This is a genomic window from Marisediminicola sp. LYQ134, assembly GCF_046599635.1.
Lineage (GTDB): Bacteria > Actinomycetota > Actinomycetes > Actinomycetales > Microbacteriaceae > Marisediminicola.
This window is the reverse complement of sequence record NZ_JBKIWP010000001.1, coordinates 1,417,896-1,442,030: the sequence shown is the minus strand read 5'-3', so window position 1 is coordinate 1,442,030 and position 24,135 is coordinate 1,417,896. Positions and strand designations below refer to the sequence as shown.

The following is a 24,135-nucleotide window of genomic DNA, read 5'->3' as shown; positions in this document are numbered from 1 at the left end:
GGCAGAATGTCTGCGTGAGCACAACATTCCCCCGCACCCGTCGATCCGTTCTCGGTTACGACGTCGAGCAGGTCGAGGACTTCCTCGAGGATGCTCGACGCGCCTACGGGGCCGAGCCCGGTGAGCTCACGGTCGTGACCGCCGCGAGCATCCGCAACACGGCGTTCGCGATGCAGAAAGGCGGCTACTCGCCCGCGAGCGTCGATGCCGCCCTCGAGAGGCTCGAGGATGCGTTCGCCGTGCGTGAGCGCGAGGCCGCCGTGCAGGCGCTCGGAGACGAGGAGTGGTTCTCGCGCGCTCGGGAGCGCGCACAGGAGATCCTCGATCGACTGGCCCGACCCGAGGGGGCGAAGTTCGATCGCGCCGGTCGGTTGACGACGGGATACGACGTGCGCGACGTCGATGCGTTCGCCGAGCGTCTCACGAGGTACTTCCAAGACGGCGCGAGCGTGACCGTCGACGACGTGCGCACCGTCGCGTTCCGGTCGGTGCGACACGGCTACCGCGAGGCCCAGGTCGACATGGTCCTCGACGCCGTGGTCGACGTCATGCTCTCGGTTCGCGCGTGACGTGACCGACCTTCCGGGGCACCGGAAGCGGTCTCGATGCGGCGAATCCGACACTATGGTCTAAAATGTTATAAATATGGCCCGTCACACTGATCTCGTGTTCTCCACGCCGTCGCTCTCGACCGCAGGAGACTCCGCTCAACGACGAAAGATGCGTCGGCGCGGAACGACCCTCCCGATGTTCGCCTCCTTCGCGGCCCTCGCGTTCGTGCTCGTCTCGGTCACCTCGCCGATGTCGCAGAACGACGCCGCCGCGGCCGCGGTCATGGCGCAGATCGAGCAGGGAACGACTCAGAACCTCGCTGTCGGCACGGTCGAGACCGCGACGGTGTCGCGCGACTCCTACGGCGTCACCGGCAAGCCCGAGCCCGTCGAGGTCGCTGCTGCTCCCGAAGAGGCCGAGAGCGACGACGTCGTGTCTGCCGAGCCGGAGGCTCCTGCGACCGCTCCCGTCGCTGGCACGCCCGATCCCGGGTCCGCGCAGGCGATAGCCCACGACATGGTTCTCGCCCGCGGATGGGGTGAAGGCGAATTCTCCTGCCTCGTCTCGCTGTGGAACAAGGAGTCGGGCTGGAACACCTTCGCCGCCAACCCGAGCAGCGGTGCCTACGGCATTCCGCAGTCCCTCCCCGGCAACAAGATGGCGTCGGCCGGCGGCGACTGGGCGACGAACCCTGCGACTCAGATCACCTGGGGTCTCGGGTACATCGCGGATCGCTACGGAAGCCCGTGCGGTGCGTGGGGTGCGAGCCAGGCCCAGGGCTGGTACTGACCCTCCGCCGTACACTGGACGGATGCCCCGCAGCAACCGCCCTCGCTCAGCGCGAGGTCGCGGCAACGGGGGCGGCGCGAGCGATGAGGAGTACGACATCGCGAACGCATTGCGCGGTCGCGCGACCGTCGAGTCCAAGCGCGGTCGCTCCTTCACCGTGCAGCAGGTTCCCGCATCGACCAAGACCTACGTGTGCCCGGGGTGCTCGCTCGCGGTGACACCGGGAACGGCGCACGTCGTCGTCTGGCGCGCCGACGGACTCATGGGCGAAGCCGACGACCTCGCCGCGCGCCGTCACTGGCACACGCACTGCTGGCGGATCTCCTAGGGTCCGCGACAACGAGAGAGAAGACCCCGTGGAGATCAAGAGTTCTGTCGTGCTACCGGCGCGTCGAGAAGACATCGAACTCACGACGGCCGACGGGCTGACTCTCGTCGGAGAGCTCGCTCTGCCGGAGAGCGCGGAGCCCGTCGCCACGATCGTCGCCCTGCATCCGTTGCCGACCGCGGGCGGCTTCATGGACTCCCACATCATCCGCAAGGCAGCAGCGCGGCTCCCGGCCCTCGCCGACATCGCGGTGCTCCGATTCAACTTCCGGGGGGTGACGTCTCCCCGCGGAACCTCCGAGGGGGAGTTCGGCGAGGGCATCGCCGAACAGCACGACCTCGCAGCCGCACTCGACTTCGTCGCCGCCCGGGGTCTCCCCGCTGCATGGCTCGTCGGCTGGTCATTCGGAACGGAGGTCGCTCTCAAGCACGGGCGCTCCGCCGACGTCGAGGGAGTCATCCTGCTCTCGCCCCCGCTGCACCGCACGTCCGACGCGGAGGTCGCCGCGTGGGCCGACAGTGGCAAGAGGGTCGTCGCGCTCATCCCCGAACTCGACGACTATCTGCGTCCCGAGGCAGCCATCGAACGCTTCGCGAGCATCCCCGACGCCGAGATCGTGGCGGTCGAGGAGGGCAAACACCTGTGGGTCGGCGAGAATCAGACGAGGCGCGTGCTCACCGAGATCGTCGCGCGACTGAACCCCGGTGTGCTCCCGCTGCCCGAGGAGTGGAACGACTAGGGCTGACTAAAGCTCGTTCTGCCGTGGCACGACGACCTGCCGGATGACGAGCTGGATCGAGGCCGCGACGGGGATGGCCACGAGCGCCCCGAGGATGCCGAGCAGGGTTCCGCCGGAGAGAGCCGCGATGACGACGATGACGCCGGGCACCTGCACGGCCTGGGTCATGATGCGCGGATTGAGCACGTATGCCTCGATCTGCATGTAGACGAGGTAGTACCCGGCGACATAGAAGACCTCGGGGGTTCCGTTGAAGAGCCACACCGCGAGGGTGATCGTGATGGAGGCCGTGATGGTTCCGACGAGCGGGATGAGGGATCCGAGGAACGCGATGAAGGCGAGGAGCGCGGAGTACTCGACCCTGATCACGAACGTGAGAACGATGAACGACAGCACACCGTTCACGAGGGCGAGGGTGCCCTGGCCGACCACGTAGCGACCGACCGAGGCGCTGATCTGCTCCGTGATGTCGATGAACGCCGGTCGCTTCGACGCCGGCACGAGCGTGTAGATGCCGCGCTTGAGGTTGGCGAGCGAGGCGATGAAGTAGAGCATCAGGATGATCACGATGAGCGCGCCCGTGACTCCTGTCGCGATCGTGATGCCCGCCTGCAGCACTCCGCCGCCGAGGTTTCCGATGAACTGCGGATCCTGCACGGCGCTCGTGATCTCGTTGAGCACGAGGTCCACGTCGAGCCACGGGAAATTCTGCTTGACCTCGTCGATGAGCGACTCGTCTTCGATGCCCGCGATGAGGATGGGCACCTGCACGATGAGGGTGTCGACCTGATCGACGATCACGGGGACGATGGCGAGGACGAGTCCCGCGACCACCGAGAGCACGCCGACGAGAACGATGAGGATTGCGAACGGCCGCCTGATGCCCTTCTTCTCGAGCCACGTGACGAATGGATCGAATCCGAGGGCGAGGAAGATGGCCGCACCGATGTAGGTGAGGATCGTCGCGAGCGACGTGATGGCCGCCCCGATCGCGACTGCCACGAGCACGCCGAGTGCACCGAATAGACCGAATCGGAACGCGTTGTGGATCTTCACGGGGCCCCTCGATTTCCGCTCAGTCGGCGGAGGCTTCTTCCGCGTGATTCAACATGCCGCGGAGCCCCTGGAAGTAGCCGGCGACCGCTTCGCGCTCAATCCTAATCTTGGCCAGTCGCTCTTCCGCGTCGGACACGAGCGCCTGCGCGCGCGTCTCCGCCTCCGAGATCATCGCGCGTGCTCGCGCCTCGGCCGTCGAGATGACCTCGTTCGCCGTGGCGTCGGCCTCGGCCCGCGCCGCCGCCGCCCTCTCGCGGGACTCCCGTTCGAGCTCGTCGGCTTCGGCGCGCTGGTCGGCCACGCGCGCGGTGGTCTCGGCGAGCTGGCGGTCCGCTTCGTCCTGGAACTTCGAGAGCTGGGCGACGGCCTCCTGGTGCTTCGCGAGGAACTCCTGCTCCGCCTCGCCTCGCCTCGCGGTCAACTCGACGTCGAGGTCGATCCTCGCCTGGTCGGTGTCGGCGACGATGCGAGTGCGCGTCTCGTCGAGTTCGAACGCGAGAGCGGCGCGGGTCTCGTCTGCCTCGCGCCGCAGGTCGGCGCGCTCCTGAGCGACCTCGCGTGCGACATCCGCTCGCTGCTGATCGATGTCGTGCTCGAGCTGGGCCCGCGCGGTGGCGGTGTCGGCCTCGAGGGTCGCTCTGGCCGTCGCGATCTCGGCCGCGAGTTCGGCGCGAGCCTTCTCGGCTTCGGCGTCGACACGCGTCGTGGTCGCGGTCGTGGTCTCGTCGAGCACCGCGTAGGCCGCAGTCGTGCGGGCGTCGAGCTCAACTCGCTTGGCCTCGAGTTCTCGGTCGAGTTCGGCCCGTCGGTCGGTGACCTCGCGATCGAGCGCCGCTCTGCCGTCGAGGATGTCGCGCTCGAGTGCGGTGCGCTGCTGCTCCGTCTCGGCGGCGAGCCTCGCGTGTGCGTCCTCCATCTCGCGCGCGAGAGCGGCGCGGCCCTCGTCGATCTCGCGAGCGAGTTCGGCCTCCTGATCGGCCTTCGCCGCGGCGAGAGCCGCCCACGCATCGGCCGTCTCCCGCTCGAGCGTCGCTCGCGTCGTCGTCTCGTCGCGGTCGAGTTCCGTACGCCTCGTCGTCGTCTCGAGTTCGAGCGCGGCGCGCGTCTCGGTCACGTCGGCGTCGATGTCCGCTCGCGTCGCCTCGACCTCGCGAGCGAGCTCCGCCGTCACGCGAGCGACGGTCGCTTCGAGCTCGGCCGTCGTGGTCTCGACGTGCCGGGTGAGGTCGGTGGTCTTCTGCTCGACCTCGCGGTCGAGGTCACCCCGGCGCTTCGCGTCGATGCTCTCGAACTCCGCCCTGCCCTTCGCGGTGTCGCGTGCGAGGGCCGCAGCGTGCTCGCGAGCCTCGCTCGTCTCGCGTGCCGCGACGGCGCGGATCTCTGCGGCATCCCTGTCGGCGTCGGCGCGAACGGTGGCGACCTCGCGTCGCACGGTCGTTCTCGATTCTGCGGCTTCCGTCGCAACCGCTCCGCGGATGGCGGCGGCCTCGCGCACAGCGTCGTCGGTCAGCCGCTGTGCCTCGGCGGCGGCGCGCTCGAGCGTGTGCTGCGCCTCGTTCTCGGCGTCGTCGATGATCGCCGCGGCGCGCTCCTCGGCGCGGGCGACGAACGCCTCCGACGATTCCATCGCCTCGACGCGCAGGGAGTGCACCTCGTTCTGCACGCTCGTCCGCATGCGTTCGGCATCGACATCCGCTTGACCGATGAGCCGAGTCGACTGCTCCTCGGCGACCCGGAGCATGTTCTCGAGCTTCGTGCCGAGACCGCTGTATGTGGGGGCGCCGTTCTCCTCGATCTCCGCTTCGAGCTGGCTCACCGAACCCTGCAGTCGCTTGACCTCGGTGACCGCCTCGGCCTTGTCGCTGTTGGCCTTGATGAGCTCTCGGCGCAGATCGCCGAGCGCCTTGTCGACCTCGTCGCGGTTGTATCCGCGCATCGCGGTCGTGAAAGTCTCGTCGTCGCTCGCCACGGTATCTCCTTGCAGTTCGGCTCGACCCGGGTGCCGTCGAATCAGTCACGAGTGTAGCGACGGCGGCGTTTTCGTTGCCCGGTCAGCGAACCCTCGGCTACCGTTCGCGCGTCTTCGGCTATTCTTGACTGTCTTTGCCTGTTGCCTTCCGGTCGTCATCGGCCGGATCGACCCCCCACCGCTCCGCGCGCGACGCGTGCTTCGATGAGCGGACCGGGGTTCCGCTGTGCGGGTTCGGCAACACGAGAGGAGTAATCCGTGCGTTTTGTTCTGGCCATCGTGAGCCTCGTCATCGCGGTCGTGCTCGCGGGCTACGGGGTCGCTCAGCGCACCGTGCTCGCCGACCCCGACTCGCTCACCGCCTCGGTGCAGACGACGGGAGACGCAACCGTCACCGTCATCGACGGGGCGACCCTCGACGCCCTCGAGGGGCGCCAGTCTGTCGCTCTCGCCGGGTCGGACACCGTCTTCGCCTCCTACGGCCGCACCGGCGACGTGCTCGCGTGGATCGGCGACACCTCCTACAACACCGTGGCGTTCGACGCCGAGACCCAGTCGCTCGAATCGTCGGTTGTCGAGGGGGAGGAGATCGAGGTCCCGTCTCCCGCCGGTTCGGACCTGTGGTTGCGCGAGTACGAGGGGGAGGGATCCCTCGACATGCAGATGAGCCTCAACGACGAGCTCTCGCTCCTCGTCGTCTCCGACGGCGTCGCCCCCGCCCCGACGGATGTCTCGATCACCTGGCCGCTCGACAATCGCACGCCGTGGGCCGGTCCCCTCATCCTCGCGGGAGCCTTCATGCTCCTCCTCGCGCTCGTCTTCCTGCTGTGGGCCCTCCTGCACCAGCGTCGATCCCGTGGCCCGCGACGCAAGAGCATCGCCCCGCCGAAGCAACCGCGCATGCCGAAGCTCCCGAGACAGAAGAGCTACCGCGTGCGCAAGCCGAAGGCGGTCACGCAGACGAAGGGGCGCAGATCGATCCGCCGCATGACCGTCGTGCTTCCGACCGTGCTCATCGGTTCGCTCGCTCTCGGGGGATGCTCGACCGACCTCTTCGACGACTTCAATGCCGAGGATCTGCTTCCGTCGCCCTCCGCGAGCCCGTCACCGTCAGCGGTGACCGTCGAGGAGATCCAGCCGCCGACCGTGACGGTCGGGCAGATCGAGTCGATCGTGCGCGACGTCTCGGAGGTCGCGGAGAACGCCGACGCCTCGCTCGACGCCGACGAGCTCGCCGAGCGATTCGCCGGACCCGCGCTCGAGCTCCGCGCGAGCAACTACGAGATCCGCTCCGACGACAGCTCGTTCGCCGCTCTTCCCGTGATCCCCTCGGGCCCCGTCGAGGTGAGCCTTCCCCAGCAGCTTCCCCGCGACGCGGATGCCTGGCCGAGAACGGCTTTCGCCGTCGTCTCGGGAGCCGACGATGACGAGAACGCCGCGCCGATCGCGCTCACGCTCATCCAGGAGACCCCGCGCTCGATGTACAAGGTGCACTACGCCGTGACTCTCGAGCCCGACGTCGTCATCCCGCCGCTCGCCCCCGAGGGGGTCGGTGCGCCGCGACTCGGCCCCGAATCGCGATTGCTCTCGCTCGCCCCAGGTGAGTTGCTCCCCGCCTACATCGACGTTCTCAACTCCGGTGCCGACAGTGACTCGTTCGACCTCTTCGACGTCGAGAACGACGGGTTCGTCGCCAACGTCGGTGTCGAGGCGCGCGAGGCGCGCGAGGAGGCTCTCGACGAGGATGCCGCCATCGAGTTCTCGGTCGAGGCGGGCGACGCCGAGACCATCGCCCTCGCGACCAACGAGTCCGGCGCCCTCGTGTCGGTCTACGTGACCGAGACCGAGACGGTCACCCCCGTCGAGGACGGCGCGACGATCAACCCCGAGGGCGCGACCAAGACGCTCTCGGGAGTGACCGGCTCGGAGACGGGCGTCACCGCGACCTACGGTGACCAATTGCTGTTCTCCGTCCCCCCGGTCGGCAGTGACGAGAAGATCGTTCTTCTCGGTTTCAGTCAAGGCCTCATCAGCGCACAGGAGATTCCATGACCAACGTCCCGCCGTCTGCCGCGAGCCTCCGCGGCGCCGTCGACCTCTCATCTCTCGTCCGCCCGCCCGCGGGCTCCGCGGCGCCGGCCCCGGCGGGTGGCACGGCGGCGCCCTCGGGTCAGCAGCTCGTCGTCGAGGGCTCGGACGCGAGCTTCACGAGCGTTCTCGAGCTCTCGAAGACGGTGCCCGTCATCGTCGAGCTCTACGCGGGCGCCCCGAGTGAATCCCTCTCGACGCTCGTCACGTCGTTCGCGGGGCGTCTCGTGCTCGTGCGCGTGGATGCGACGGCGAACCCGCAGCTGCAGCAGGCGTTCCAGGCCCAGGTCGCCCCGACCGTCGCCGCCGTCGTGGGCGGACGCCCGCTCTCGCTCTTCGAGGGGGAGCTCCCCGAGGCCGAGGCACGCAGCGTGTTCGACCAGGTCCTGACCCTCGCCGCGCAGAACGGGGTGACCGGAACGGTTCCCGCTCCCGACGAGAACGACGCCGCGGAGCCCGTCGAGGAGCCCCTCCCGCCTCACCACCAGGAGGCCTACGACGCGATCGACCGCGGTGACTACTCCGCGGCGATCGCGGCGTATCGCACGGCGATCGCGCAAGACCCGCGCGATCAGCTCGCCGTCGCGGGGCTCGCGCAAGTGTCGCTCCTGCACCGCCTGGGCTCGCAGTCGGCCGAGAGCATCCGGTCTGCCGCGGCATCCGCTCCCGGTGACGTCGATGCCCAGCTCGCGGTCGCCGACCTCGACGTCTCGGGCGGTCACCTCGACGACGCGTTCGACAGGCTGCTCTCGCTCTTCCCGGATCTCGACGCTGCGGGCAAGAACGCCGTGCGCACCCGATTGCTCGACTTCTTCGAGATCGCGGGTGCCGACGACCCGCGGGTCACAGCCGCGAGGCGCCGCCTCACGATGCTGCTCTACTGAGCACCCGCCACGACGTCAGTACGAGCACGACGAAGCCCGGGAGTCATGTCGACTCCCGGGCTTCGTCGTTCCCGAGTCTCGTGCCTCAGGGCTCGCGTCGGAGCTTGAGCCACAGCCCCGCGAGGGGAGGCAGAGTCAGATCGGCGCTCGCGGGGCGACCGGCCCACGGCACGTCGGTCGCCGTGACGGTGCCGAAGTTGCCGACCCCCGAGCCTCCGAACTGCTCGGCGTCGGTGTTGACCACTTCTTCCCACACCCCGGCGAACGGGAGAGCCAGTCGATAGGGGCCCACGGGCGCACCCGAGAAGTTCATCACGACGGCGATCGGTTGACCGTCGGACGACCACCGGAGGAACGAGACGACGTTCTGGTCGGCGGCACCACCGTCGATCCACTCGAACCCCGTCTCGGCGTTGTCCTGCTCCCACAGAGCGGCCTCATCGCGGTAGACGCGGTTGAGCTCGGCGACGAGGCGCTGGAGTCCGCGGTGCACGGGCTGGTCGAGGATCCACCAGTCGAGACCCCGCTCCTCCGACCACTCGGACGGCTGACCGAACTCCTGGCCCATGAAGAGCAATTGCTTGCCGGGGTGCGCCCACATGAACGAGAGGTAGGCCCGCAGGTTCGCGAGCTTCTGCCACTGGTCGCCCGGCATCTTCGCGAGCAGCGACCCCTTGCCGTGCACGACCTCGTCGTGACTGATCGGCAGGAGGAAGTTCTCGGTGTACTGATACACCATGCTGAAGGTGATCTCGTTGTGGTGATAGGCCCGGTACATCGGGTCGGTCTGCATGTACGAGAGCGTGTCGTGCATCCAGCCCATGTTCCACTTGAGGCCGAACCCGAGACCGCTCACGGATGTCGGCTTCGTGACGCCCGGCCACGCGGTCGACTCTTCGGCGATGACGATGACGCCGGGGTTGCGCCGGTAGGTCGTCGCGTTGACCTCCTGGAGGAAGCTGATCGCCTCGAGGTTCTCCCGGCCGCCGTAGACGTTGGGGAGCCACTCGTCCGCCTCGCGCGAGTAGTCGAGGTAGAGGATCGACGCGACGGCGTCGACGCGGAGCCCGTCGATGTGGAACTCTTCGATCCAGTAGAGCGCGTTCGCGACGAGGAAGTTGCGCACCTGGGAGTCGCCGAAGTTGAAGATGTAGGTTCCCCAGTCCATCTGCTCGCCCCGGCGGGGGTCGGAGTGCTCGTAGACCGCTTCGCCGTCGAATCGGCCGAGGGCCCACTCGTCTTTGGGGAAGTGGCCGGGAACCCAGTCCATGATCACGCCGATGCCCGCCTGGTGCAGGCGGTCGATGAGATAACGGAGGTCGTCGGGGTGGCCGAAGCGGCTCGTCGGGGCGAAGTAGCCGGTGACCTGGTAGCCCCACGAGCCGCCGAAGGGGTGCTCGGCGAGCGGCATGAACTCGACGTGGGTGAACCCGAGGTCGATGACGTAGTCGATGAGCTCGTCGGCGAGTTCGCGGTATCCGAGTCCGGGACGCCACGACCCGACGTGCATCTCGTAGACGCTCATCGCGGAGTTGTGCGGGTCTTTCGCGGCGCGAGCGGCGAGCCAGTCGCCGTCATTCCACTCATAGTCGCTCACGCCGACGCGGGATCCGGTCGCGGGGGGCACCTCGGTGTAGCGAGCCATCGGGTCAGCCCGCGAGACCCACTCCTCGCTCTGCGTGAGGAGCTCGAACTTGTAGGTCGCACCGGGCTCGACGCCCGGGACAAAGAGCTCCCACACGCCGTTGTCGTCGAGTCGGCGCATGGCGTGCCCGACGCCGTGCCAGCCGTTGAAGTCTCCGAGAACCCTCGCCGCTTTCGCATGCGGAGCCCACACGCTGAACGACGTTCCCGCGACACCCTCGTGAGGGCGGTGGTGAGAACCGAAGACGGTCCACATCTGCTCGTGGCGCCCCTCGCCGAAGAGGTAGAGGTCGAGGTCGCCGACGGTCGGCGAGAACCGGTAGGGGTCGCCCGCTATCCAGTCGGGTCCGTCGGAGTACGACGTCTCGAGCTCGTATGCCGACGCGGGTGCCGGGGCGAAGCCCTGCCACAGCCCGTCGGAGACGTGGGTGAGCGCGATGCGTGAGCCGTCGGCCCGCACCGCCGTCACGCCTTCGGCGAGGGGCCGCAGGGCGCGGATGACGATGCCGCCCTCGAAGGCGTGCTGGCCGAGGGTGTCGTGCGGACGAGGATGTCTGCCCTCGACGATCGAGGCGACGAGGCCCGGGTGCAGGTCGGGGAGTGCTGGTCCGCCCGACGGTGTCGGGGGAGTGAGGTCGAGCGATCCGGTCATGGAGTGCCTTTCGGGAATTCGACGCGCAGGATGTGCGCGGGCTCGGTGAAGGCGTCGAGGCGCACGAAGTTGTCGAGGCCCCACGTGAATGTCTCGCCGGTGACGAGGTCGGTGACGTCGAAGAGCGAGGCGGGGTCGACGCCGAACCTCGTCGGGTCGAGGTGCACGGTCGTCTCGCGCACGGAGTGCGGGTCGACGTTCGCGACGACGATGATCGCGTCGCTCTCGCCCGACGCGGTGAACTCGCCGTCGATGAACTTGCTGAACACGAGGATCGAGTCGTCGTCACTCCAGTGCACGTCGAGGTTGCGCAGTTGGGCGAGAGCCGGATGCTGCGCTCTGATGCGGTTGAGGAGGGTCAGGTAGGGAGCGAGCGTGCGCCCTTCGGCCTCGGCTGCCGCCCAGTCGCGCTGCTTGAACTCGTATTTCTCGTTGTCGATGTTCTCTTCCGACCCGGGGCGAGCGATGTTCTCCATCAACTCGTAGCCCGAGTACACGCCCCAGGTCGGTGACGCGGTCGCGGCGATCGCCGCACGCACCTTGTAGGCCGCTTGGCCGCCGAACTGGAGGTAGGGCGGGAGGATGTCGTGGGTGTTGACGAAGAGGTTGGGGCGCAAGTAGTCGCTCGTCTCTTTCGACAGCTCGACGAGGTACTCCTCGAGCTCGACCTTGGTGTTGCGCCACGTGAAGTAGGTGTACGACTGCTGGAAGCCGACCCCCGCGAGGGAACGCATCATCGCGGGGCGGGTGAACGCCTCGGACAGGAAGATCACGTCGGGGTCGTCGTCGAGGATCTCCGCGATGAGGCGCTCCCAGAACTGCAGGGGCTTCGTGTGCGGGTTGTCGACGCGGAAGATCTTGATTCCGTAGCCGAGCCAGACCCGGAAGATGCGGAGCATCTCCTGGTAGATGCCCTCGGGGTCGTTGTCGAAGTTCAGGGGGTAGATGTCCTGGTACTTCTTCGGCGGGTTCTCGGCATAGGCGATCGTGCCGTCGGGAAGGGTCGTGAACCATTCGGGATGCTCGGTCACCCAGGGGTGGTCGGGGGATGCCTGCAGCGCGATGTCGATCGCGAGCTCGAGTCCGCTCTGCTTGCACGCGCGCACGAAGAACGCGAGGTCCTTCTCGGTGCCGAGCTCGGGGTGGATGGAATCGTGACCGCCGTCGGCCGAGCCGATTCCATAGGGGGATCCCGGATCGCCGGGGCCCGCGGTGAGGGTGTTGTTCGGTCCCTTGCGATTGGTCGTGCCGATCGGGTGGATCGGGGGGATGTAGACGACGTCGAAGCCCATGGACGCGATCGCGGGGAGGCGCTTGGCGGCGGTGCGGAAGGTTCCGCTCACCCACGAGCCGTCTTTCTTCTGCTTCGCCCCCTCGGAGCGGGGGAAGAACTCGTACCAGGCGCCCACCCCGGCGCGCTCGCGCTCCACCCTGATGGGGCGCGGTCCACTCTCGGTGATGAGGCTGCGGAGCGGAGCGGTCGCGAGAGCGGCGGCCACGCGGGCATCCGTCGCGACGCTGAATCGAGCCTCGACGGGGAGCCTCTCGCTCGCCATGCGAGTCGCCGCGTCGGCGAGCACGGTCGAAGCGGGGGTCGCCGCAGCGGCACGCGCGAGCAACTCCGCACCCATCGTGAGCATGAGGTCGACGTCGACTCCCGCCGCGATCTTGATCTCGGCGTTGTGGAGCCAGGTCTCCCAGTCGTCGAGCCACGCGCTCACGCGGTAGGTCCATTCACCCGACTCGTCGACGATCGCGCTCGCGTGCCAGCGGTCGGTTCCCGGCGCGCCCGGGCGCATCCGGTGCACGGTCTCGACGCCGCGAGGTGTCGTCAGAACGACGTCGACGCCGAGGACATCGTGGCCCTCTTTGAAGACCGTCGCCGCGAACGGGACGACCTCGCCGACGTAGGCCTTCGCCGGCCAGAGATTCTCGGGCTGTTGGGGGGACAGGTGTCTGATGGGAATACGGCCCATCTTCGTTTCGAGTGAGGTGGCCACCATTCGACCGTACCCGCTTATCCCGGCGCACGCGCCCTTCGCCCGACCTTGAGGGTGCCCCTATACCGCGGCGGGGGAAAGCGATAGGGCGATTGCGCGGCCGGGAGGGAGCACGTCGCGATCGCACCGCGGTCGGGTGGAGGGTCGCGAGATCTGCCGAGCACGCAGAGAACGCCGATAGACGACTCTGTCTAGTGCGCGAATGGTTTTGTACCCCATTGCCCGTCGCGTTGCTGTATGCAAACGCATATACAGAATGATTGCCTCGTTGCCCACGTCTCGAAGCGAAGAATCCGTTGATTGGCGTCGCAAAATCAACGATATCCGCACATTGATCACGCGGCCCGAGGGGCACATCCCGGCCCCCGTAGTGGGGGTCTTGTGTGGATAGACAGGGCGGTCTGTCCGTTCTACGGTTGAGTCATCGGGAAACGATGCGCTTGCATGAGATCGCTGAGATCGCAGCCACCCACTCTCCCCGGTCGGCACGACCTCACCACCCGAACATCCCCACCACCCGAACACCGCGACGCTGCGGGCATCGCGGCGATTGCTGCTGCGTGCCCGTAGCGCGGATCAGCGGCGCCGTCCTGCGCCACGAAAGGATTCACCATGAACAAGCTCGTCAAAGGCTCGATCGCCGGAGCTGCCGGAATCGCCCTTCTGCTCGGTGGCGCGGGAACCTTCGCGCTGTGGAACTCGACCGAGACCATGAACGTCGGTGCCGTCTCGGCCGGCACGCTCACCATCGACGCCGCGGCCGCGGGCACCTGGAAGAACGTCTCGAGCGACGCACCCGCCGGTGGCGAGGCCATCGCGAACATCGCGGACTACCGCATCGTTCCGGGTGACCGACTCGAGTTCGTCCAGACGGTCACGATCGACGCGACCGGCGACAACCTCGACGCGACCCTCACGCTCGTCCCCACGAGCATCAGCGGCGCCCTGCTCCCGTTCGTCGACATCGACGTCGCGGTCGCCGGCGACACGATCGACGAGGCGACCGCCCCCGGCGTCTACACGATCTCCGCAGACTCGGCGACGCCGTCGACCGCGACGATCACCGCGACCGTCGAGCTCCCCGCCGATGTGACCGGAGAGACCGCGCAGGGCGCGACTCTCGACCTCAGCGCCATCCAGTTCGCGCTGCAGCAGACCCGCGCCTAATCCGCGCGCGATCCGACGGTCGCGCTCGGCCCGAACCGAGCGCGACCGGCCGGATCCCCTCCCTCACGGGACACCGAGCCTCCTCCCCCCGAGGATGACGCAACACCCCGCACGACCCGCACCGCCCGAACGGTGCGGCACCCGAAGAGCACGACCCGCACCGCCCGAATGATGCGGCGCTTCGTGCGTCACCGAGAGGAGATCCCATGGCCAGGCACCGCGCGACCACGGCGATCTCCTCTCGGCCCCGTCTCTCCGCGATCCGCGCGCTTCTCGCCGCCGTCGTCGTCGTCCTCATCGCGGTCGTCATCGCCCTCGCCGCGACGGGCACGAGCTACGCGCTCTGGACCTCGAGCACCTCGGTCGACGCGTCCGTCGTCTCGTCGGGTTCGACCGCCGTCACCATCGACGGGTCGACGACCCACGACCTCGCGAGCCTCGATCTCTCGACCATCGGTCCCGGCCAGTCGGTCGCGGCGCCGCTCACCCTCCAGAACACGGGCACGACCCCCGTCGCGGCGAGCGTCGCGACGACCACGATCATCGCGCAGACCAACGCTCTCGCGAACGAACTCGCCGTGACCCTCGTCCCGACGGCCTCGTGCACTCCCGCCGTCACCGGAGGCATGACGGGTCGCCTCGTCGGCTTCACCACCTCGGCGTCGCCCGTCGTCCTCCAGCCGGGACAGTCGATGGCTCTGTGCCTCAAGGTCACGGTCGACCTCGACGCGCCGGCGTCGACCCAGAACAGCAGCGCGACGTTCCGCATGGACGTCTCGGCGACGCAGGTGCGTTCCTGATGCGGCCTACCCGCCGCATCGCGGTCATCGCCGGTCTCGTGGTCTTCGCCGTTCTCGGTGGCACGGGGGCGAGTCACGCCTACTGGAGCAGCACCGCGACGACATCCGGAACCGTCGCGACGGGGGCGGTCGGCGTCGGCCAATCCGGTTTCTCCTCGCTCGCCCACACCTACACCGCGAGCGCCCTCGCGCGCACCGTGCCCGTGACCCTCACCAATACGGGAAGCGTCGAGTCGACCCTGTCGATGACCTACAAGAGCGAGACGGGAAACAATCTCGCCCGCGCCGTCGACACGCAGACCTGGCCCGTCGCGGCCGCGAGCGCGTGCACCGCGAGCGCCCCCGTGCCCGCGACCGCGACCGCCTCGGCCAAACTCGAGCGCGGCGCAACCGTCTCGGCGACCGTCAAGGCCGGCGCGACGGCCGTCTACTGCGTGCGCACGTCGCTCACGGCGTCGACCGCCTCGGGGCTCTCGACCGATTCGACGCGAGTGCTCGCCACTATGACCGCCACCCTCGGGTCGTGGACCAGATCGGTCTCGGCGAACGCGACCCAGACGTCGACCGACTCGGCCGCCCCCTCGGCTCCCGGATCGTTCACGGCGAGCGCGACCACGCGCACCCAGACGACCCTCTCGTGGGCGGCGTCGACCGACAACGTGGGCGTCACCGGCTACGAGCTGCGACGGGACAACGTCGTCGTGTACTCCGGTAGCCCCGCGGCCGCTCCGTCGTACCAGATCACCAACACGTCGCTCACCGCGGGCACGACCTACCGCTACGACCTCCGCGCGCGAGACGCCGCGGGCAACTGGTCCGCCGTGTCGACGGTCACGATCACGACCCTCCCCGTGACCGAAGGGCGCTGGATGCGTCTCGCCAACCCCTCGACGGGCGTGTGCGTGACGACGACGAGCGGCAACGACGGAGCGCTGCTCTACGGCGCGTCGTGCTCCACGTCGACCGCGCAGCTCTTCCAGTTCGTGCAGCTGAACGACGGCACCTTCCGAGTGCACTCGGGCGTCAACACGAGCCGCGTGTGGGACGTCAACACCAACTCGCGCGGAATGCAGCTGTGGTCGCAGACCGGTGGAGCCAACCAGGCGTTCACTATCGTCTCCGCAGCGGGTGGGTACACCATCGTCAGCCGGGTGAATAATCAGTGTGTGACGTCAACCGGATCGGGATCGCAGATGAACACCGCGCCGTGCTCGGGTGCGGCCAACCAGCTCTTCACGATGACACCCCGCTAGGGCAGTGATGACGGACTCACCCCAGGCGCCGAACGACACCGCGCCCGTGCGAGGCGAGCGGCGAGCCAGGCGTGACGAGTCGCGTGAGCGCGGAATCGGCCACTACATCGGTCTCGGCGCGAGCGTGGGTCTCCTCGCCCTCGTCGTGGCGCTCGCCGCGATCCTCATCGTCGTTCCGAAGCTCGCGGGGGCGACTCCGCTCACCATCCTCACGAGCTCGATGGAACCGGGACTCCCGCCCGGCACACTCATCGTCGTCGAGCCCGTCGACCCCGACGAGCTCGTCATCGGAGACGTGGTGACCTACCAGATCCGTTCGGGGGACCCCACCGTGATCACGCACCGCATCATCGGTATCACCGCCGTGACCGACGGAACGCGCACGTTCCAGCTGCAGGGTGACAACAACTCCGACCCCGACCCCGAGGCTGTCCTCGAGGAGCAGGTGCAGGGTCGCGTCTGGTACTCCGTGCCCTACGTCGGCTTCGTCAACTCGGTCGTCAACGGGGAGAATCGTGCGGTCATCATCCCCGTCGTCGCAATCGCCCTCCTGGGATACGCCGCGGCCACGATCCTGCTCGGCATCAGGTCGAGCATCGTCGCGAAACGCGCGCGCTCGACGGAGTGAGTCCGACGCGCCCCGCTCACGCCGCCCGGTACAGCTGTATCGACGTGCCCGACACCTCGCGAGTGTCTCCGGGCGATGCCGTGCGGCCCTCATCGTCCTCCGGCTGGTCGCTGGGCCACGCGCTGTCCCACAGCAACCGGTACGACGCCACGCCCTCGTGACGGGGGAGCACGACGGTCGTCGGCGACGTCCGCCCGTGCACCACGAGGAGGATGCGGTTGAAGTCCTCGTGCTCCGGGGTCGACGAGGCGAGGTACTGCAGCGTGCGTGAGCCCGGCGCATCCCAGTTCTCACTCGACATCGCGGCGCCGTCCGAGCCGAACCAGTCCATCTCCGTCGCCGACGGCGTCGATTCGCCCAGGACACCGAACCGCACGGGCCGCAGCGCGGGATTCTCCCTTCGCAGCCTCAAGAGCGTCCGCGTGACCTCGGCGAGGTCGCGCTGCCACGGTTCGTGATCCCACGAGAGCCACGTGAGGTCGTCGTCGTGGCAATAGCCGTTGTTGTTGCCGTGCTGGCTGCGCCCGAACTCGTCGCCCGCGGTGAGCATCGGCACACCGGCCGAGAGCGCGAGGGTGCCGAGCAGGTTGCGCATCGTGAGGCGTCGCGCGTCGGTCACCGCGGGGTCGTCGGTCGGCCCCTCGACCCCGTGGTTGTGCGAGTGGTTGTCGTCGGTGCCGTCGCGATTGCCCTCGCCGTTCGCGAGGTTGTGCTTCTGGTTGTACGCCGTCAGGTCGGCGAGGGTGAAGCCGTCGTGCGCGGTCACGAAGTTGACGGATGCGAGCGGCCCCCGCTCGTGCGCGAACGCGTGCGCTGAGCCCGCGAGCCGTCTCGCCATGCCCCCGATGCCGTGCGGCGCCTCGCCGTGCGCCCTCTCGGCCGCGATGTCGGTGAGCCAGAAGTCGCGCATCCGGTCGCGGTATCCGTCATTCCACTCCGACCACCCCGTCGGGAACGAGCCCGTCTGCCATCCGCCCATGCCGACGTCCCAGGGTTCGGCGATCATCTTCACGCCCGCGAGGGTGGGGTCGGAGACGATGGCGGTGAGGAGCGGATGCCGGGGGTCGAAATGCACGTCGGTGTCGCGACCGAGGGCGGGCGCGAGGTCGAAACGGAAGCCGTCGATCTGCACGTCGTTCGCCCAGTAGCGGAGCGAGTCGAGCACGAGCCTCTGCGTGATCTCGCGGGAGAAATCGAGGGTGTTGCCGCACCCGGTGACATCGATGTAGTCGCCGTCGGGCATCTGCCGGTAGTAGTGGGCGTTGTCGAGGCCGCGAAAACTCGTGGTCGGGCCGTTCGGGCCCTCTTCTCCCGTGTGGTTGAAGACGACGTCGAGGATGACCTCGATGCCGGCCTCGTGCAGCAGCTTGACCATCCCCTTGAACTCGCGCAGCACGGCGCTCGGTCCGGAGAGCCTCGCACCGGGCGAGGCGTAGTCCGCGTGGGGCGAGAAGAAGCTCAGGGTGTTGTATCCCCAGTAGTTGCGCAGTCCCTGCTGCACGAGGCGCTCCTCGCTCGTGAACCGGTGCACGGGGAGGAGTTCGACGGCGGTCACCCCGAGGTCGCGCAGGTATGCGATCGAATTCTCGTGCGCGAGTCCCGCGTAGGTGCCGCGCAACTCGGCGGGCACGGCGGGGTTGAGCTTCGTGAACCCCGCGGCGTGCATCTCGTAGATGACGGTGTGATCGAGGGGGGTTCCCGGCTTGCGGGCGCCGTTCCAGTCGAATGCCTCGTCGGTGACGACGGACCGCACTCCGCCGTCTCGCGACTCGACGACACCGCGCGACCACGGGTCGAGCAGGTGGCGTTCTCGGTCGAAGCGGTGGGTCGGCCCGCTCGGGCCGTCGGCGCGGACAGAGTAGGTCGCCCCGACGGCGAGCCCGGGCGAGAAGCCGCTCCACACCGAGCCGGGCCCGGGCTCGAGGGTGATGCACTCGGCGACGTGCTCGGCCCCGCTGTCGGAGAACAGACACACCTCGACGCTCGTCGCGGTCGCCGACCACGCCCGGATCGTGCCACCGTCGATGGTGGCCGTCACTCCGAGGTCGCGCAGCGGGTCCTGAGAGGCGGGGGCGGAAGGCTCGGTGTCAGGCATGCGCCTTACAGTAGTGATTCCGCCGTCGACCACCGCGTCGCGCTTCCAGGAGAGTCTCATGCCCGTCTACCTCGATCACGCGGCGACGACGCCGATGCTCGGCGAGGCGATCGAGGCCTACACGGGGGCGCTCGGCATCGTCGGCAACCCCGCGTCCATCCACTCGCAGGGGCAGAACGCGAAACGACTGCTCGAGGAGGCGCGCGAACGCGTCGCGGCATCCGTCGGTGCCGACGCGATCGAGGTCGTCTTCACCTCCGGCGGAACGGAATCGATCAACCTCGGCGTCAAAGGTCTGTACTGGTCGAGGAACGCCGACGGGTCACGGCCCCGAGTGCTCGTACCGCGGGGCGAGCACCACGCGACCATCGACGCGGTCGAGTGGCTCGAGACCCACGAGGGTGCGACGATCGAGTGGATCGCCGTCGACGACGAGGGGCGCGTGCGCATCGACGTTCTCGAGGCCGCGCTCGGCGACGACGTCGCACTCGTGACGATGCTCGCCGCCAACAACGAGGTCGGGACCATCCAACCGGTCGCCGAGGTCGCGACGCTCGCCGCGGCCCACGGGGTGCCCGTGCACGTCGACGCAGTCTCGGCCTACCGCCACATGCCCATCGACTTCGCCGAGTGGGGCGTCGCCGCTCTGAGCGTGTCTGCGCATAAGATCGGCGGCCCGCTCGGCATCGGTGCCCTCGTGCTCGCGCGCTCCGCCACGGTCGAGCCGCTCATCCACGGCGGCGGTCAGCAGCGTCGCGTGCGATCGGGAACCCAAGACGCGCCGGCCGCGATCGCCTTCGGCGTCGCCGCCCGACACGAGCACGCGTCGCTCGTCCGCCTGCGCGATCGCGTCATCGCCGGGGTGCTCGAGCGGGTGCCGAGCGCGATCCTGCGCGGGTCGCGTCACGATCGCATCGAGAACAACGCGCACTTCACCTTTCCCGGGTGCGAAGGGGATTCACTGCTCTACCTCCTCGACGTCGCGGGGGTCTCGGTGAGCACGGGGTCGGCGTGCCAAGCGGGAGTCCCCGAGGCATCCCACGTGCTCATCGCCATGGGGCTCGACGAGGCGGACGCGCGCGGCGCCCTGCGCATCACCGTCGGCCACACGACGACGGATGCCGACGTCGACGCGATGCTCGACGCCCTCCCGGCCGCGGTCGAGCGTGCCCGTCGCGCGGGATACGCCGATCGTGCGGTGGGCTCTCGTGGCTGACCGCGGGCGCCGGGTCGCCGCGGCGGTTCGCGCGACGGCGCTCGCCGCGGTCGTCGCGCTCGGTCTCGCTGCGTGCACGTCCGACGAGATCGAGATCGCCGACCCCTCGCCCACGCAGACGACCCAGCCGGTGCCCGAGGGCACGGGGGATTCCGACGACGGGGAGCCGTCTCCGCTGCTCCCGGTCTTTCCCGACGGCGGAGAGCCGTGGACGATCGTCGCGGCGCAATCGGAGACCGAACGTGTCGCCGACAGGGTCGCGGGTCTCGTCGCGATCGCGGGTCTGCTCAACGACGATCTCGTGTCTCAAGAGGTCGAGGCGGCGACGGGCGGCACTTACTGGGGAGTCATCCACACGCTCACCCTCCAACCGACGGTCGACTCCGCAGGGCAAGCGGGCGATGTCGTCTCGGCCCTCGAGGGGGAGGGGTGGCTCGTCGAAGACGTCTCCGACACCGACGAGAGCTACCTCGCCGCCCTCTCAAGCGGCGAGGACGCGGACCGCGCCTGGTTCCTCGTCGTCGGCGCCGACTTCTCGGTGCCGGGCCAATCGGTCGTCACGGTGCAGCTCGCGAGCCCTCTGCTGTCGGAAGGCTGACCAGCGGTAGCGACCGCGCGGGGTGATTCCGCCGGCGGGGCTCCGCCGCGTGAGGCCGCCCAGCCGACCGCGCGTACCCTGGACTCATGAGAGTTCTCGCGGCGATGAGTGGTGGCGTCGATTCGGCGGTCGCGGCAGCGCGCGCAGTCGATGCCGGTCACGAGGTCGTCGGCGTGCACCTCGCGCTGAGCCGCATGCCAGGCACCCTCCGCACGGGAAGCCGCGGGTGTTGCACGATCGAAGACTCGATGGATGCCCAGCGTGCGGCGAACATCATCGGCATCCCCTATTACGTGTGGGACTTCTCCGAGAGGTTCAAGCTCGACGTCGTCGACGACTTCATCGCCGAGTACAGCGCGGGCCGCACCCCGAACCCGTGCATGAGGTGCAACGAGCGCATCAAGTTCGCGGCCCTCCTCGAGAAGGCGCTCGACCTCGGTTTCGATGCCGTCGTCACCGGTCACTACGCGAGTGTGCGCACGGATGCCGCGGGCAATCGCGAGTTGCACCGCGCCGCCGACTGGGCCAAAGACCAGTCCTACGTTCTCGGGGTATTGACGGCCGACCAGCTCGACCACAGTCTCTTCCCGCTCGGAGCGACGCCGTCGAAGGCCGAGGTGCGTGCCGAGGCCGCCGCGCGCGGTTTCAGCGTCGCGTCCAAGCCCGATTCCCACGACATCTGCTTCATCCCCGACGGCGACACCCGCGGGTGGCTCGCCGACCGGGTCGGGGCCGAGAAGGGTGTCATCCGCGATCGCTCCGGCGACGTCGTCGGCAGCCACGACGGCGCGACGGCGTTCACCGTCGGTCAGCGCAAGGGGCTCCACCTCGGGGTGCCGAGTGCCGACGGCCGCCCCCGGTTCGTGCTCGAGGTCAAGCCGTCGTCGAACGAGGTCGTCGTGGGCCCGAAAGAGGCCCTCGATCTCGCGCTCGTCGCCGGGTCGACATTCAGCTGGGCCGGCCTCGACCCGGTCGCCTCGGGAATCGTCGAGGCCGAGGGCGACGCGTTCGCGTGCACGGTTCAAGTGCGCGCGCACTCCGACCCCGTGCCCGCGACGGCGGCCGTTCGCGACGGCGAACTCGTCATCACGCCCGACTCGCCCCTCAACGGGGTCTCTCCCGGCCAGACGGCCGTCGTCTACGTCGGCACACGCGTGCTCGGACAGTGCACGATCGACCGCACGGTCAGCGCGGTTCCCGTTCCCGCGGGGGTCTGAACCTCTCGGGCGGTGTCGGGGGCCGTCCGTACACTGAGCGGGTGGCAGACACGAGCACGACAGACGCATTCGACGCGGCCAAAGACGAAGCGCAGCGCCTGACCGCGCGCATCCTCGAACTCCGCGACGCCTATTACGGGGCTGATGCGTCGACAGTCACCGACGACGACTACGACCGGATGGTGCGACGACTCGGTGAGCTCGAGCTCGAGCACCCCGAGCTGCAGTCCCAAGACAGCCCCACGCAGACCGTCGGCGGGCGGGCCGAGACGACGCTCTTCGCGCCCGTCACCCACGCCGAGCGCATGCTGAGCCTCGACAACGTCTTCAGCACCGAGGAGCTCGAGGAGTGGGCCGCGAAGGTCGAGCGCGACGCGGGCAAGTCGCGCGTGCGATATCTGACCGAGCTCAAGATCGACGGCCTCGCGATCAACCTCCGCTACGAGCGCGGTCGGCTCGTCACCGCGGCGACGCGCGGCGACGGCGTCGTCGGCGAAGACGTCACGCGCAACGTCGAGCTCATGGGCTCGATCCCCTTCCACCTCGAGGGGGACAACCACCCGGAACTCGTCGAGATCCGCGGCGAGATCTTCTTTCCCGTGGCGGCGTTCGACGAGCTCAACGCCAAGCAGGCGGCCGCGGGGGAGCGACTGTTCGCCAACCCCCGCAACGCCGCGAGCGGCTCGCTCCGTCAGAAGGAGGAGGGCAAGAGCGAGGAGAAGCTCGCGCTCATGCGCGACAGGTTGAGCCGCTTGCGCATGCTCGTGCACGGCATCGGGGCCTGGCCCGTGCGCGAGATCGAGAGCACCACTCCCGTCACGGCGCAATCGGAGGTCTACGGGCTGCTCGCGACGTGGGGTCTTCCGATCTCCACGCACTTCGAGGTGTTCGACGACATAGCGTCCGTCGCCGACTACATCCGGCGGTTCGGAGCGGCACGAGGCGGGGTCGAGCACCAGATCGACGGCATCGTCGTCAAGGTCGACGATCTCGACCTGCACCTCGAGCTCGGCTCGACGAGTCGTGCGCCGCGGTGGGCGACCGCGTTCAAATATCCGCCCGAAGAGGTGCACACGACGCTGCTCGACATCGTCGTATCGATCGGGCGCACCGGTCGCGCGACCCCCTTCGCCGTCATGGAGAAGGCGCTCGTCGCGGGCAGCGAGGTGCGTCAGGCGACCCTCCACAACCAGGACGTCGTCAAGGCCAAGGGTGTTCTCATCGGAGACACCGTCGTCTTGCGCAAGGCGGGCGACGTCATTCCCGAGGTCCTCGGGCCCGTCGTCGAGCTGCGCGACGGGTCAGAGCGTGCCTTCGTGATGCCGACGGACTGCCCCGAGTGCGGCACACCCCTCGCGCCCTCGAAAGAGGGAGACGTCGACTTGCGCTGCCCCAACGCGCGCAGCTGTCCAGCGCAAGTGCGCGGTCGCGTCGAGCACGTCGGCAGCCGCGGTGGTCTCGACATCGAGGGGCTCGGCGAGGTCGGTGCCGCCGCGCTCACTCAACCCGAGTATCCGGAGCAGCCTCCCCTCGTGACCGAAGCGGGGCTCTTCGAGCTCGCTCTCGAAGACCTCTTTCCGATCAGGGTCGTCGTGCGTGACAGCGAGACGGGGATGCCCAAGCTCGGTGACGACGGCGAGCCGAAGCGCGAGACACCGTTCCGTCGTCGTCGGCAGAAACGCGACGGCGAGTGGGATGCCTCGGCGCCCGGCTTCGGCGGTGACGCCCTCTTCGTGCCGTCGTCGAGCGCGACGCGGCTCGTCGAGAACCTCGAGCGGGCGAAGACCGCCGACCTGTGGCGTTTTCTCGTCGCGCTCAGCATCCGGCACGTCGGTCCGGTCGCGGCGCGCGCCCTCGCGACCTACTTCGGGTCGATCGCGGCTATCCGGGCGGCGTCGCGCGACGAGCTCGCTGCGGTGGACGGGGTCGGAGGCATCATCGCCGACGCTCTCATCGACTGGTTCGCCGTCGACTGGCACGGCGAGATCGTCGACAGGTGGGCCGCCGCGGGCGCTCGCCTCGAGATCGTCGGGCACGCGGGGCCGGGCGCCGCGGTCGGGGTCGGGGGAGTGCTCGACGGAGTGACGGTCGTCGCGACCGGGAGCCTCGAGGGCTTCACGAGAGAGGGGGCGCTCGAGGCGATCATCGCAGCGGGGGGCAAGGCGGCGAGCAGCGTGAGCAAGAAGACCGATTTCGTCGCGGCAGGCCCCGGAGCGGGCTCCAAACTCACGAAAGCGGAGACGCTCGGGGTGCGGATCATCGACGCCGCCGAGTTCGCCGTGCTCGTCTCGGAGGGGCCCGCGGCACTCGAGGCGACAGGCGACGACGTCGGGGAGAATTGACCGGTTCGTCGTCCCCCGAAGCGAACAGTGTGTTAAGCCTGCCCGTTCGCCTGGATCGCGGCGTGTCGACCCCCCTATCATGGGGGACAGATCAACACCACGCGTTCGCCCCCTGACC

The 24,135-nt window shown here is 68.7% G+C and carries 19 protein-coding genes; 14 read left to right on the top strand and 5 right to left on the bottom strand.

Annotated features, from left to right (window positions below; all coding sequences use genetic code 11):
- The first annotated feature begins 14 nt into the window (after positions 1-14).
- The 4 genes from ACLHIH_RS06945 (at position 15) to ACLHIH_RS06930 (ending at position 2,408) form a co-directional block, all read left to right on the top strand.
- Positions 15-569 (top strand): DivIVA domain-containing protein, encoded by a 555-nt coding sequence (locus ACLHIH_RS06945; RefSeq protein ID WP_411315969.1) that lies wholly within the window; start codon positions 15-17, stop codon positions 567-569.
- 76 nt (positions 570-645) lie between these two features.
- Positions 646-1,341 carry a lytic transglycosylase domain-containing protein gene (locus ACLHIH_RS06940; RefSeq protein ID WP_411315968.1) on the top strand — a complete coding sequence of 232 codons (696 nt, stop codon included), beginning with the start codon at positions 646-648 and terminating at the stop codon, positions 1,339-1,341.
- A gap of 22 nt (positions 1,342-1,363) precedes the next feature.
- Positions 1,364-1,669, top strand: a complete 306-nt coding sequence (locus ACLHIH_RS06935) for a hypothetical protein (protein ID WP_411315967.1) — start codon at positions 1,364-1,366, stop codon at positions 1,667-1,669.
- A gap of 28 nt (positions 1,670-1,697) precedes the next feature.
- Positions 1,698-2,408 carry an alpha/beta hydrolase gene (locus tag ACLHIH_RS06930; RefSeq protein ID WP_411315966.1) on the top strand — a complete coding sequence of 237 codons (711 nt, stop codon included), beginning with the start codon at positions 1,698-1,700 and terminating at the stop codon, positions 2,406-2,408.
- A gap of 6 nt (positions 2,409-2,414) precedes the next feature.
- Here the strand turns inward: ACLHIH_RS06930 and ACLHIH_RS06925 are convergent, their stop codons facing one another.
- Entirely contained in the window at positions 2,415-3,464 is a 1,050-nt protein-coding gene (locus ACLHIH_RS06925; RefSeq protein ID WP_411315965.1) for an AI-2E family transporter, read from the bottom strand.
- Between the two features lie 19 nt (positions 3,465-3,483).
- Positions 3,484-5,433: a DivIVA domain-containing protein gene (locus tag ACLHIH_RS06920; protein WP_411315964.1), complete on the bottom strand. Its 1,950-nt coding sequence runs from the start codon at positions 5,431-5,433 to the stop codon at positions 3,484-3,486.
- Positions 5,434-5,691: 258 nt separating this feature from the next.
- Between ACLHIH_RS06920 and ACLHIH_RS06915 the strand changes: the two genes are divergently transcribed.
- Positions 5,692-7,485, top strand: a complete 1,794-nt coding sequence (locus tag ACLHIH_RS06915) for a hypothetical protein (RefSeq protein WP_411315963.1) — start codon at positions 5,692-5,694, stop codon at positions 7,483-7,485.
- Positions 7,482-8,405: a tetratricopeptide repeat protein gene (locus tag ACLHIH_RS06910; protein ID WP_411315962.1), complete on the top strand. Its 924-nt coding sequence runs from the start codon at positions 7,482-7,484 to the stop codon at positions 8,403-8,405. The genes ACLHIH_RS06915 and ACLHIH_RS06910 overlap by 4 nt, the downstream gene beginning before the upstream one ends.
- Before the next feature lie 85 nt (positions 8,406-8,490).
- Here ACLHIH_RS06910 and glgB read toward each other — a convergent pair whose 3' ends face one another.
- Both glgB and ACLHIH_RS06900 read right to left on the bottom strand, forming a co-directional pair.
- On the bottom strand, positions 8,491-10,701 hold the full coding sequence (gene glgB, locus ACLHIH_RS06905) for a 1,4-alpha-glucan branching protein GlgB (RefSeq protein ID WP_411315961.1): 2,211 nt from the start codon (positions 10,699-10,701) through the stop codon (positions 8,491-8,493).
- On the bottom strand, positions 10,698-12,677 hold the full coding sequence (locus ACLHIH_RS06900; RefSeq protein ID WP_411316337.1) for an alpha-1,4-glucan--maltose-1-phosphate maltosyltransferase: 1,980 nt from the start codon (positions 12,675-12,677) through the stop codon (positions 10,698-10,700). Before ACLHIH_RS06900 ends, glgB begins: the two co-directional genes overlap by 4 nt.
- Before the next feature lie 636 nt (positions 12,678-13,313).
- On the opposite strand from ACLHIH_RS06900, the gene ACLHIH_RS06895 reads away from it, so the two are divergent.
- From ACLHIH_RS06895 to ACLHIH_RS06880, 4 genes are all read left to right on the top strand, one after another.
- Positions 13,314-13,868, top strand: a complete 555-nt coding sequence (locus ACLHIH_RS06895; protein WP_411315960.1) for an alternate-type signal peptide domain-containing protein — start codon at positions 13,314-13,316, stop codon at positions 13,866-13,868.
- Positions 13,869-14,074: 206 nt separating this feature from the next.
- The gene (locus tag ACLHIH_RS06890; RefSeq protein WP_411315959.1) at positions 14,075-14,668 is read left to right on the top strand and encodes a hypothetical protein; all 594 of its coding nucleotides are present in this window, start codon (positions 14,075-14,077) and stop codon (positions 14,666-14,668) included.
- Positions 14,668-15,921: an RICIN domain-containing protein gene (locus tag ACLHIH_RS06885; protein WP_411315958.1), complete on the top strand. Its 1,254-nt coding sequence runs from the start codon at positions 14,668-14,670 to the stop codon at positions 15,919-15,921. Before ACLHIH_RS06890 ends, ACLHIH_RS06885 begins: the two co-directional genes overlap by 1 nt.
- A 7-nt stretch (positions 15,922-15,928) precedes the next feature.
- On the top strand, positions 15,929-16,549 hold the full coding sequence (locus ACLHIH_RS06880; RefSeq protein WP_411315957.1) for a signal peptidase I: 621 nt from the start codon (positions 15,929-15,931) through the stop codon (positions 16,547-16,549).
- A gap of 16 nt (positions 16,550-16,565) precedes the next feature.
- Here the strand turns inward: ACLHIH_RS06880 and glgX are convergent, their stop codons facing one another.
- Positions 16,566-18,644: a glycogen debranching protein GlgX gene (gene glgX / locus ACLHIH_RS06875; RefSeq protein ID WP_411315956.1), complete on the bottom strand. Its 2,079-nt coding sequence runs from the start codon at positions 18,642-18,644 to the stop codon at positions 16,566-16,568.
- 58 nt (positions 18,645-18,702) lie between these two features.
- Between glgX and ACLHIH_RS06870 the strand changes: the two genes are divergently transcribed.
- From ACLHIH_RS06870 to ligA, 4 genes are all read left to right on the top strand, one after another.
- Entirely contained in the window at positions 18,703-19,860 is a 1,158-nt protein-coding gene (locus ACLHIH_RS06870; protein ID WP_411316336.1) for a cysteine desulfurase family protein, read from the top strand.
- A complete protein-coding gene (locus ACLHIH_RS06865) occupies positions 19,853-20,458 on the top strand; it encodes a hypothetical protein (RefSeq protein WP_411315955.1) in 606 nt (201 codons plus the stop codon). Before ACLHIH_RS06870 ends, ACLHIH_RS06865 begins: the two co-directional genes overlap by 8 nt.
- An 86-nt stretch (positions 20,459-20,544) precedes the next feature.
- Positions 20,545-21,675, top strand: a complete 1,131-nt coding sequence (gene mnmA / locus ACLHIH_RS06860; RefSeq protein ID WP_411315954.1) for a tRNA 2-thiouridine(34) synthase MnmA — start codon at positions 20,545-20,547, stop codon at positions 21,673-21,675.
- 41 nt (positions 21,676-21,716) lie between these two features.
- Positions 21,717-24,017 carry an NAD-dependent DNA ligase LigA gene (gene ligA / locus ACLHIH_RS06855; RefSeq protein WP_411315953.1) on the top strand — a complete coding sequence of 767 codons (2,301 nt, stop codon included), beginning with the start codon at positions 21,717-21,719 and terminating at the stop codon, positions 24,015-24,017.
- The last annotated feature ends 118 nt before the right edge of the window (positions 24,018-24,135 follow it).

What these genes read in the sequence shown, in the direction of transcription:
- ACLHIH_RS06940 (WP_411315968.1), top strand. Translation starts at nt 646, where the DNA reads ATGGCCCGTCACACTGATCTCGTGTTCTCCACGCCGTCGCTCTCGACC.
- mnmA (WP_411315954.1), top strand. Translation starts at nt 20,545, where the DNA reads ATGAGAGTTCTCGCGGCGATGAGTGGTGGCGTCGATTCGGCGGTCGCG.
- ACLHIH_RS06885 (WP_411315958.1), top strand. Translation starts at nt 14,668, where the DNA reads ATGCGGCCTACCCGCCGCATCGCGGTCATCGCCGGTCTCGTGGTCTTC.
- ACLHIH_RS06935 (WP_411315967.1), top strand. Translation starts at nt 1,364, where the DNA reads ATGCCCCGCAGCAACCGCCCTCGCTCAGCGCGAGGTCGCGGCAACGGG.
- glgX (WP_411315956.1), bottom strand. Translation starts at nt 18,644, where the DNA reads ATGCCTGACACCGAGCCTTCCGCCCCCGCCTCTCAGGACCCGCTGCGC.
- ACLHIH_RS06870 (WP_411316336.1), top strand. Translation starts at nt 18,703, where the DNA reads ATGCCCGTCTACCTCGATCACGCGGCGACGACGCCGATGCTCGGCGAG.
- ACLHIH_RS06895 (WP_411315960.1), top strand. Translation starts at nt 13,314, where the DNA reads ATGAACAAGCTCGTCAAAGGCTCGATCGCCGGAGCTGCCGGAATCGCC.
- ACLHIH_RS06880 (WP_411315957.1), top strand. Translation starts at nt 15,929, where the DNA reads ATGACGGACTCACCCCAGGCGCCGAACGACACCGCGCCCGTGCGAGGC.
- ACLHIH_RS06900 (WP_411316337.1), bottom strand. Translation starts at nt 12,677, where the DNA reads ATGGGCCGTATTCCCATCAGACACCTGTCCCCCCAACAGCCCGAGAAT.
- ACLHIH_RS06890 (WP_411315959.1), top strand. Translation starts at nt 14,075, where the DNA reads ATGGCCAGGCACCGCGCGACCACGGCGATCTCCTCTCGGCCCCGTCTC.
- glgB (WP_411315961.1), bottom strand. Translation starts at nt 10,701, where the DNA reads ATGACCGGATCGCTCGACCTCACTCCCCCGACACCGTCGGGCGGACCA.
- ACLHIH_RS06910 (WP_411315962.1), top strand. Translation starts at nt 7,482, where the DNA reads ATGACCAACGTCCCGCCGTCTGCCGCGAGCCTCCGCGGCGCCGTCGAC.